This window comes from Protofrankia sp. Cj5 (assembly GCF_917627405.1).
In the GTDB taxonomy this organism is placed as follows: Bacteria; Actinomycetota; Actinomycetes; order Frankiales; family Frankiaceae; genus Protofrankia.
On record NZ_CAKJTO010000147.1, the window covers coordinates 1 to 9,801 of the forward strand.

At 71.7% G+C, this 9,801-nt stretch carries 4 protein-coding genes and 1 CRISPR repeat array; of the genes, 1 reads left to right on the plus strand and 3 read right to left on the minus strand.

The features are described from left to right. Positions 1-59 precede the first annotated feature (59 nt). Positions 60-580: direct repeats of the CRISPR family, unit length 36 nt; unit sequence GTTTCAATCCGACTCGGAAAGTTCCTGCCGTGCGAC. A gap of 413 nt (positions 581-993) precedes the next feature. From MJ777_RS20890 to MJ777_RS20900, 3 genes are all read right to left on the minus strand, one after another. After that, positions 994-4,284: an ATP-dependent DNA helicase gene (locus MJ777_RS20890; protein WP_239377530.1), complete on the minus strand. Its 3,291-nt coding sequence runs from the start codon at positions 4,282-4,284 to the stop codon at positions 994-996. Further along, positions 4,281-7,604, minus strand: coding sequence for an ATP-dependent DNA helicase (locus MJ777_RS20895; RefSeq protein ID WP_239377532.1), 3,324 nt, complete (start codon positions 7,602-7,604; stop codon positions 4,281-4,283). The genes MJ777_RS20890 and MJ777_RS20895 overlap by 4 nt, the downstream gene beginning before the upstream one ends. A 306-nt stretch (positions 7,605-7,910) precedes the next feature. Continuing rightward, on the minus strand, positions 7,911-8,300 hold the full coding sequence (locus MJ777_RS20900) for an MGMT family protein (protein ID WP_239309570.1): 390 nt from the start codon (positions 8,298-8,300) through the stop codon (positions 7,911-7,913). Between the two features lie 422 nt (positions 8,301-8,722). Between MJ777_RS20900 and MJ777_RS20905 the strand changes: the two genes are divergently transcribed. Next, positions 8,723-9,801, plus strand: a 1,079-nt coding sequence (locus tag MJ777_RS20905; RefSeq protein ID WP_239377531.1) for a protein kinase, incomplete at its 3' end; no start/stop codon positions are given.

Below are 9,801 nucleotides of genomic sequence, written 5' to 3' on the forward strand. Positions count from 1 at the left end.
CCCTACAAGTTCCTGCCGTGCGACTCGGAAGTGGGCACTCTGGAGGACTACCTGCGCTGGTTTCAATCCGACTCGGAAAGTTCCTGCCGTGCGACCGCCAGTGGGGCTACAACCAGGTCATCTTGGAGTTTCAATCCGACTCGGAAAGTTCCTGCCGTGCGACAGGCGAAGGGAAACGATCTCGGAGAGATCGCCGGTTTCAATCCGACTCGGAAAGTTCCTGCCGTGCGACCGCCGACGCGAGCGACCGAGGTGACTTCACGACGTTTCAATCCGACTCGGAAAGTTCCTGCCGTGCGACCGCCGACGCGAGCGACCGAGGTGACTTCACGACGTTTCAATCCGACTCGGAAAGTTCCTGCCGTGCGACTCGATGAGCGCAAGTATGCGATGGAGTTCAAACAGTTTCAATCCGACTCGGAAAGTTCCTGCCGTGCGACTACAACCAAATCCAGAGTGCTTCTGGGGTCAGGTTTCAATCCGACTCGGAAAGTTCCTGCCGTGCGACCCTGGCGGGTGTCGAGGTCATCATGGCCGCGGCACTGTTTCAATCCGACTCGGAAAGTTCCTGCCGTGCGACAGTACCACCGATCCTGGGGGGTCTGAGCTGCGGGTTTGCAAGATCCTTCCAGAACCTCCCGGCGGGGGCTGTGGATAAACTGATCCAAAAGATCGATCGTTTACGTTTGTGCAGGTCACAGGGATATCGATCTTTGCCAGAACCTCCCCGTTTTGTCGGCGTGTCAGAGGTTCTGGATGTCGATCAAGGTTTAACCGCTTGACAGCCACACGCATCAGCCCCTCGGAGCCTCCCCGGGCATATATCGCCGTCACCTCCCACTGAGCTCAGCGAGCGGTACGCAGACCTGTGGCCGGCTCGTACGACCGCGTGGACCGGATCGTGCTCAATGCCTGCTTCTCGTCCTAGCGGCTGGGGCCGCTGGCTGGCCGCGTGGTCTGGATGAGCCGGGCGGGGGCCGGTCACGGGGCCGGTCACGGGCCGCGGAGAAGGGATTCGAGCTCGGTTTCGGACAGCAGCGGCGGGCGGGCCACCTCACCTGAGCGGACGTACAGGAACGCCGCGTCCACCGCGTCCGGGCGCACCCCCCGCAACCGTGCCCAGGCCAGCCGGTACACCGCCAGCTGCACCGCGTCCGCGTGCTGCCGGCCCGTCTTCCAGTCCACTACCTCCCAACGGCCGCCCCCGAGGTCGTACACCGCGTCGATGCGGCCCCGGACCGCCCGACCCGCGATCAACAGCTCGAACGGCGTCTCCACCGCGAACGGGCGCCGCCGGCCATACGGGCTGGCCAGAAACGCCGCCCGCCACGCCATGATGTCGCCGTCCGCCGGCATCTCATCGGTTACCTCGTCCATTGCCTCGTCCGCGGCCCCCGGCAGATCCTCGGGATCAAGTAGCGGGACCTGCCCGAAGACGTCCTCCACCCAGGCGTGGAACGCCGTACCCCGACGTGCCAGCGGTGCCGGGCGCCGCGGCATCGGGCGGGCGAGGTCGCGGGCCAGCCCCGCCGGATCAGACCGCAGCCGCACCACCTGGGAGGCGGTGAGCGCGTGCGGCAGCTCCACCGTGCGGGACGGCCGCCGAGCGCGGCGAGCCTCTTCCAACAGCAGCTCGACATCGCGGTCGAGTTCGGCCAGTGCCTGCCGTTCCGCCGGAGCCATCGCGGTAAGATCGTCCGCGGGCAACGGCCGCCCCGCGGCCAGGGCGGTCAGATGCGTGGTGACCCGCTCGGCGACGGCACGGCGGCGGGCAGCGGACGCGGGCTCGTACGGTAGCGGCCAGTCCAGCTCTTCCATACCGGTGAGCTGCGGGTTGGTCTCATCCTCGGATGGTCTCGGCGCCCACGCCGCGACTGTGCCGTGACCGGCGCGCACATGATCGTACAGTTCGCCGAGGAAGACCGACGGCCCACGCAGCCGACGTTGCGACGGCCCCCACCAGTGCCCGCTGCCGAACAACACCGACTTGGCCCGAGTGAACGCGACATAGCCGAGGCGGCGTTCCTCCCGTTCCAGGTAGCCGTCACAGTCGGCGGCGAACTCGGCGAGGTCGGATTTTCCGTGGCCACGCAGCACAGGCAGCTCGTCGGCGTCCCCGCGCAACGGCGTGGGCAGCACCGACGGAGATGTGGTCCACTTCGACCGGACGGTAGTGATCGGAAAAACCGTGTGGCTGAGATTCGGCACGGCCACGACCTCCCACTCCAGCCCCTTGGACTTGTGGATGGTCATCAGCTGGACCGCATCCGCGCCGGAGGGGCTGGTCGCGTCCAGACCGCGCTCGTGTTCCCGCGCGGCTTGCAGGAACGCCAGAAACGCGCGGACCGAACCGTCGTTGTCCAGGCCGGTGAAGCCGGCCGCGACGTCGACGAACGCGGCGAGGTTGTCACGGCGGCGGGCTGTGACCGCCTCGCTGCTCGCCGCCAGTTCCACATCCAAGCCGGTGACCTCGATGATCCGGTGGATGACGTCCAGCAACGGCTCGTCGATATGAACGCGCAGGTGACGCAGGTCCGCGCCGAGCATCCGCAGCCGGGCCCGGCCCTGAGCCGACACCTGCGGACCCGGGTCGTCCAGTACGTCGGCGAGCGCGACCACATCGCAGGGGTCAATCCCGAGAACCGCCTCGTCAAGCGCATCCGGCCCCTGTCCGCCCATCGGCCGCTCGGATCCCGGCTGGTCGGATCCCGGCTGCTCGAGGAGGGCGGGGCGCCCCGCCCCGGCGCCGGCGGCCTCGCGCGCCGCACGCCCGAGCGCGGCGAGATCACGACGGCCCAGGCGGACCCGCGGGCCGGTGAGCAGCCGGGTCAGGGCCGCGTTGGCCGTCGGGTCGTCCAGTACCTCCAGCGTCGCGATGACATCGGCGACCTCCGGCAGGCTCAGCAGACCGCCAAGGCCCACGACCTCCACGGGCAGCTCCCACGCAAGCAGCGCCGCATACAGCGCGGGGACGTCACGGCGCGCCCGCACGAGTACCGCGCACTCCCCGGGCCTGGCCCGCCCGGTGGTGACGACCTCCCGAAGCGTCGCCGCGACCCAGCGAACCTCCTGCGACCAGGTTGGATGCAGTGCCACCACCGTTTCACCGTGATCGGCGACATCGTCCCTCGGGCGCAGCCGCGCGACGCGGTGGCGGGCCCGCAGACCAGCCGCCACCGCGTTGGCCAGGCTCAGCAGCCGCCCGCCGCTGCGCTGGTTGACCGACAGCTCGTACACCCGCGCCGGCCCGCCGTCACGACGCGGGAAATGCGCCGGAAAGCCGTCGAGGTTCGCGACGGACGCGCCACGCCAGCCGTAGATCGCCTGACACGGGTCACCGACGGCGGTCACCGGATGACCACCGCCGAACAGGCCGGCGAGCATCCGCCGCTGCGCCACGGACGTATCCTGGTACTCGTCCAGCAGCACGACCCCGGCCCGGGAACGCTCCAGCGCACCGACCTCCGGCACCGTGTCGGCCAGCCGGACCGCGTGGCGGACCAGGTCACCGAAGTCGATGGCGTCACGCTCGCGTTTGGCCGCGCGGAACTCCGCGACCATCGCGCTGAGCTCCTGACGGGACCGGGCGATCAGGGCCATCCGGTCGAGTGCGTCGACATGGCCCTTGGTGCGCGGCCGTTCCCGTTCGGCGGCGAGCACCGTCTCGATCTCGGCCAGCCAGTCACGGTCGAAACCGACCAGTTCCCCCGGTTCGACAAGGTGCTCGCCGCATTCCGCGTCAAGTGCGATGAGGTCGCCCACGAGCATCGACAGCGGTCTGCTCAGCGCCGTGACCGGTCCGCGGTGGCGACGCAGTACCCGCCCGGCGAGCTGGTAGCGGGTGGCATCGGCAAGCAGCGTGAAACCGGGCTCCAGACCGAGCCGCAGCGCGTGGTCTGTGACCAGCCGCTTCGCGAACGCATGGTAGGTGGACACGACCGGTTCACCCGCGCAGGTCTCGCCCTCGGTACCCGTGACACCCGATTTTTCCAGGCCACGGCGGATCCGGTCCGTGAGCTCACCCGCGGCCTTGGTCGTGAAGGTGAGCCCGAGCACACCGTCGGGCGCCACCTGGCCGGTCGCGACCAGCCACACGACCCGGGCAGCCATCACCGAGGTCTTGCCCGAGCCAGCGCCGGCAACGATCACCCCGGGCTCCAACGGAGCGGTCGCCGCGGCGATCTGCTCGTCGGTGAACGGCACGCCGAGTAGATCACGGAGGTCTGTCGGTGCCGGCGCCGGCGCCGGCCCTGCCGGCCTGGCCGCGGCGGCGGCCACGGTCATGTGATCACCTGCTGTCCCTCGTCCTGGGCCGGGCAGCAACGCCGGAACGCGCATGTCGGGCAGGCTGTGCCGGGACGCGGTGGGAAACGCTCCGCGTCGATGTGCTCGACAGCCTCTGACAGCAGCTCCTCCACCCAGGTGGGACCGTCGACCGGCAGCGCATCCTGGCGTTGGACCTTCGGCGCCCGAGCCGGCGGATGCCCGGCGGCCTCCCCGGCCGGGCCTGCTGGCGCCGGGGGCTGCGCGGGCGCCGAGGGCGCGTCAAGGCGCAGGTGCACCAGTTCGGCTCCGCCGGGCTCGGCTCGGGCCCCATCGGCTGTCGACGCCACCGCCCCATCACGCACAGCAACCTGATAGATGCCGAGCTGCGGATGACGCGCCACGTCCGAACTGGACGGAGCCGTCCGGCCCGTCTTGAAGTCGACGACATGTACCCGGCCGTCGTCGTCGAGCTCGATACGGTCGATGAAGCCACGTAGCTTCACCGTTCGGCCGCCCACGACGATGTCGCAGCTGAACGGGACCTCGCTCGCCACCAACCGCCGGTTGCGGGTGGCCGTGTGCCACCTCAGGAACCGGGCCAGCGCCTGGCGTGCCGCCGCGCGCTGCTGCTCGGAGCGCCACGGCGCCTCGTAGGCGAGATGCCGCCACACCCGGTCCAGGCGGGCGTCGAGCGCGTCGAGATCGGGAGCGGTCCGCCCGGTCGCGACCTCGTCCGCGAGCGCATGCACAACCTTGCCGAAGCCCATGTCGGAGTTGCTCGCGGCCTGCGCATGTGCCTCGTGCTCAAGGAACCAGCGCATCGGGCAGGTCGACAAACCGGACAGCGACGACCCCGACAACCGGATGGGGGCGCCCACCGCGACCACTGGTACCTCACCAGCGGTCACCTCGGCCAGCCCCCACCAGCGGCCCGGACGGGCGGACGCCACGAGCGGGCGGCCCGCGTCATCAACCGCGGACGCGAGCCGCGCGAGCCGGGCCGCGGCGGCCTCCCGCAGCGCCGGTGTGGAAGCCGGGTCGACGGCGGCCCGGCGCAGCGCCGCAACCGCCGACGACAGTGTCAGGGGACGGGCCAGCCGGGACCGCTGCGTGGTCACCGACACTCCGAGCGGCGCCGCGTCGCACAGTTCGCGGAAGAACCGGCTCGGGCTCACACCTTGATCATCAGCGGCGTCGACAGCTGTGACGACGAGCCGGCGCCGTGCCCGGGTCAGCGCGACATAGAACAGCCGGCGTTCGTCCGCGAGAAGTTCGGCGCGGGTCGCGGGCTCCCGCATCCCGCCGAGCTCGGGACGGTCCAGCCGTTCGGACTCCAGCAGCGAGTGGCGGGTCCGCAGGTCCGGCCACTGCCCGTCCTGGACACCGCAGACGACCACGACGTCCCATTCCAGGCCCTTGCCGCGATGGGCGGTCAGCAACCGGACGACCCCCCCGCGCGCCGGACGTTCGGCAAGGGTGTCGCCGGTGACCTGCTGCTGTTCCAGCTCGTCCAGGAGCGGGCCGATGCCGGTACCGGGACCGCGCCGCGCGCTGGACCGGCCGATGGTCGCGAACAGCGCGACCACGGCATCCAGATCACGGTCTGCCGCCCGCCCGGCCGCCCCTCCCGCGGCGGACGCCCGTTCCAACCGGGCGGGCCAGCTGGTGCCCGACCACAGCAGCCACGCGACGTCCTCGGGCGCGCCACCGCGCTTGAGCAGCGCGCGAGCGGATCGCAGCAGCTCACCAAGGCGACGAGCCGGACCCGCGACGTGGTCGGGGACCATCGGCAGGGCGCGGCCGGGGTCGGCGACCGCCAGCCGGATCAGTTCCGCCGACGGCGACGGCACGGCTGGGGCGGTCGCACCCGGGACGCTCGCGGCGCGGTCGATCGCGCGCAACGCCCGGCCCAGCGCCCGCAGCGTGGTCGGGTCGGCACCGCCCAACGGGCCTGTCAACAAGATCCGTACCGTCTCGGCGGTCAGCTCGCGGTCGGGGTTGTCGACGCAGCGCAGCGCCAACAGCAGCGGCGCGACCGCACCGTCACGGGCAAGCGGCAGCTCGTCGCCACCCACCTCGACCGGCACGCCCGCCGCGGTGAGCATCCGCCGCAGCGGCGGAACGGACCGGGCCGCGCTTCGCACCAGTACCGCCATGCGGTCCCACGGTGTGCCGTTCTCCAGATGCTCCCGGCGCAGCAGGTCAGCAACGCCTTCGGCCTGGGCGCCCTCGGAGGTGTACAGCCGGGCCTCGACGCGTTCTGTGCCGGGCTTGTCGGGGCCGCCCGCCGCGATCAGATCCCGATGCGCGCGCAGATGTTCGGCGGGCAGGCCTGTCGCGGGGATGCGGTCCGCCACCCGCCGGCTGACGGCGAGCGCCACCGGCCCCAGCCGGCGGCAGCGCCGCAACGCCACCACTTCGGCGGGACGCCCGTCGGCATGGGGGAACCGGGTCGGGAACTCCAGCAGCCCACGCACCTCTGCCCCGCGGAAACCGTAGATCGACTGGTCCGGGTCGCCAACGGCGACGAGGTCCGCGCCGCCACCGGCGACGGCCCGCAGCAGCCGCTCCTGTGCGGGGTCGGTGTCCTGGTACTCGTCGACGAAGACAGCGCGGTAACGACGACGCAGGCCAACGCCGACATCGTCGTCTTCGGCGACGGCTGCCGCCTGTTGCACCAGTTCGGAGTAATCAATCATTCCTTCAAGATCAAGAGCGTCAAGATAGTCAGCGTAGAAGGTCGCCATCGCGGCCCAGTCGTCCCGGCCGGTCCGCCGCGCGAGCGCCGCGAGCGCATCCGGGCTCAGCCCCGTCTCCCTGGCCCGGGCAAGCATGGCCCGCACCTCCTCGGCGAAGCCCCGGGACGTGAGGCAGCCCGCGAGCGCGGCCGGCCATCGCGGCCGGCCCACCTCCACCGTCCCGGCAAGGAGATCGCGGAGCTTCGTGTCCTGCTCGGGGCCGGACAGCAACCTCGGTGGGGCGCCGCCAAGGCCCGCCGGCCGGCCCAGCCGCAGGACGGCGTAGCACCAGGCGTGGAAGGTCCAGGCCAGTGGGGCGCCGACAGCGGCGCGCAGCCGCCGGGTGATGCGTTCGCGCAGCTCCTGCGCGGCCCGCCGGCTGAAGGTCAGTACCAGGATGCGCTGCGGGTCAAGGCCGTCCTCCACCCGCCGGACCACCGCCTCGACGATCGTGGTCGTCTTGCCCGTGCCCGGCCCGGCCAAGACGAGCAGCGGACCACCGGTGTGGGCGACGACGCGGGCCTGATCGGTGTCGAGGACCGGCGGGCGCGACGGCGGCGGCGGGGTCCGCACGAGCCGGTAGACCGGCGGGCCCGCCATGGCCGGGACCGCATGCGTCTGCTGCCGGGGAACCCCGGCAGCGTCCGGTTGGGCTGTCACGCGCACAGCACACCACGCGCCACCGACAGAACCGGACGATTCCCGCCGGGGTCCGGGGTGGTGCCGGGGCCGGGTGCTGTTAGAGCGTGTTTGAGATCGGGCTTTCGATCAGTGAGCCGCGTCCAGGCGCCCCCTGGCAAGACGGAAGGCCGAAGCGATACCGGATGAGTTGTATCGGTTTGGCCGACAACGCGGCCAGGGGGCGCCTGGACGCGGCGAGCCGGAATGACGATCTCAAACGCGCTCTTAGCCAGCTGTCCGGCCGTCCCAGCGGGCCACGGCCAGATCCACCCGCCCCCCGCCGGGGAGCAGTGCCGTGCCCTCAGCGGCCAACCGTCGCAGCGCCTCGCCCGGGGCGTTCGGATTCGGCTCGCCGGTGGACCGCAGCACCCGGTGCCAGGGGATGTCGTCGTCATGCCCGTGCCGGGAGAGCACCGCGCCGACCGTCCGGCCTGTTCCCGCACCCACGTACTCGGCGACATCGCCGTAGGTCATCACCTTGCCGCGGGGGATGCGGGTGACCGCGGCAAGGACGGTCATCGCGTACGGGCTCGGCCGGCCACCAACGTTGATCCGGGTGGCGAGGCCCGCGGACACGCTGAGCGGCGGCTGGTGTCGCCGCCCTTCCCCGATCATCACCCTGCCTCCAGGCCCCGTCCGTCCCAGGGGCCTGCCGCCCGGATCCCGCGGGCCTGTCCCCGGCTTCAGCTTGACAGCGGTACTTCGGATTGGCAGCAGGAGGGGCCGGTCCGCGCGCGGTGGTCAGCCGGACCGCCGCGACGGCACTCCGGCTGGCCGGTAACACAAGGTCGAGCGCGCCGGGACTCGCCGGAGCCGCCCAGGCCGGCCCGTTGCGTCCCTACGCCTGGCCATCGGGGCGGACACGCCAGACCCGCGTGGCCGTCCGCGGGAGTGCCACTATCGTCGTGTTTCGCGGCGAACAATCCCCGCCTGCCACAGCCTGCCCGTCATAGCCTGCCCGCCCGCGACAGGCGGCGCCCGCGGCGGCCCGCGTTGTTCCAGCATCCGCATGACCAGCACATCCCTGGGGGGAATGCATGACCGAAACCGGAGTCGACCCGGCCGCGCACTGGGTCGGCCCAGCCACGCGGCCGGACACCTACGTGCTGAAGGAGACGATCGGGCGGGGCAGCGAGGGCGAGGTGTGGCGGGCGGAGCTGCCCCTGTCGACCGAAGGGCGCGCCACCGTCGCGGTCAAGACCATGTTCCGGCCGCCGAGCGATGAGGCCTGGGAGAAGCAAAGCCGGCTGCTGACCACCCTCAGCCACCCCGGCCTGGTCCGCGTCACGAGCATGTTCATCGGGCCGTCCTGGCATCTTGCCGGTGCGGCCAGCCCGAACACCCGCGTGGGCTACGTCGTCATGGACTTCGTCGAGGGCATGACGCTGCGCGAGTGGTGGGACGAGAACCCCGACGCCCGGGTCAGCGAGCGGATCCGCAAACTGCGTACCGTCGCCGCCGCGCTCGACCACATGCACTCCGGCGGCCAGACCGTGCAGGGAGTGGCACACGGCGACGTGAAGCCGTCGAACATCGTGGTCCGCGGTGACGGCGTCGCCGTCCTGGTCGACCTGGGCCTGGCCCGGCTCACCGACGGGACCGGGATCGCCGGCCGCACCGCGCCCTATGCCGCGCCCGAGCTGCGGGTGGTTGACCCGATCCCGACGCCGGAGGCGGACAGGTTCGCCTTCGTGGTGACCATGGCCGAGGTCCTGCTCGGCCATCTGGTGCCCCGGGTCGAGGGACTGGGCTGGGTCGACGTGGCCGCGCTTGAGGAGGCGCTGAACCGCAGCCCGCGTACGGCGACCCGGCCGGCGCTGGTCAAACACATCCTGGACGCGCTGGCCGCCGACCCGCCCGCGGAGCGCTGCCGGCCCACCGCCGTCGGGCTCACGGCGGCGGGCGGCACCGGACCGGCGGCCCGCTCCGACTGGCTCTCCGCCTGGCTCGACTCCGCGACGGAGACGCTGTCGCACGTCACCAGCACAGCCAGTGGCCTCGCGACACCGCTTCCCCCGCCCGCGCTGGTCGCGGGCGGTTCGGCGGACGCGACCGCGCTCTCGTCGCCGCGCGGCGTCCCGGCCGGCGGCTGGACGGCGCCCGCGCGGACCGGGAC

Coding starts and splice junctions, on each gene's coding strand:
- MJ777_RS20890 (WP_239377530.1), bottom strand. CDS start 4,284: ATGACCGTGGCCGCCGCCGCGGCCAGGCCGGCAGGGCCGGCGCCGGCG.
- MJ777_RS20895 (WP_239377532.1), bottom strand. CDS start 7,604: ATGGCGGGCCCGCCGGTCTACCGGCTCGTGCGGACCCCGCCGCCGCCG.
- MJ777_RS20900 (WP_239309570.1), bottom strand. CDS start 8,300: ATGATCGGGGAAGGGCGGCGACACCAGCCGCCGCTCAGCGTGTCCGCG.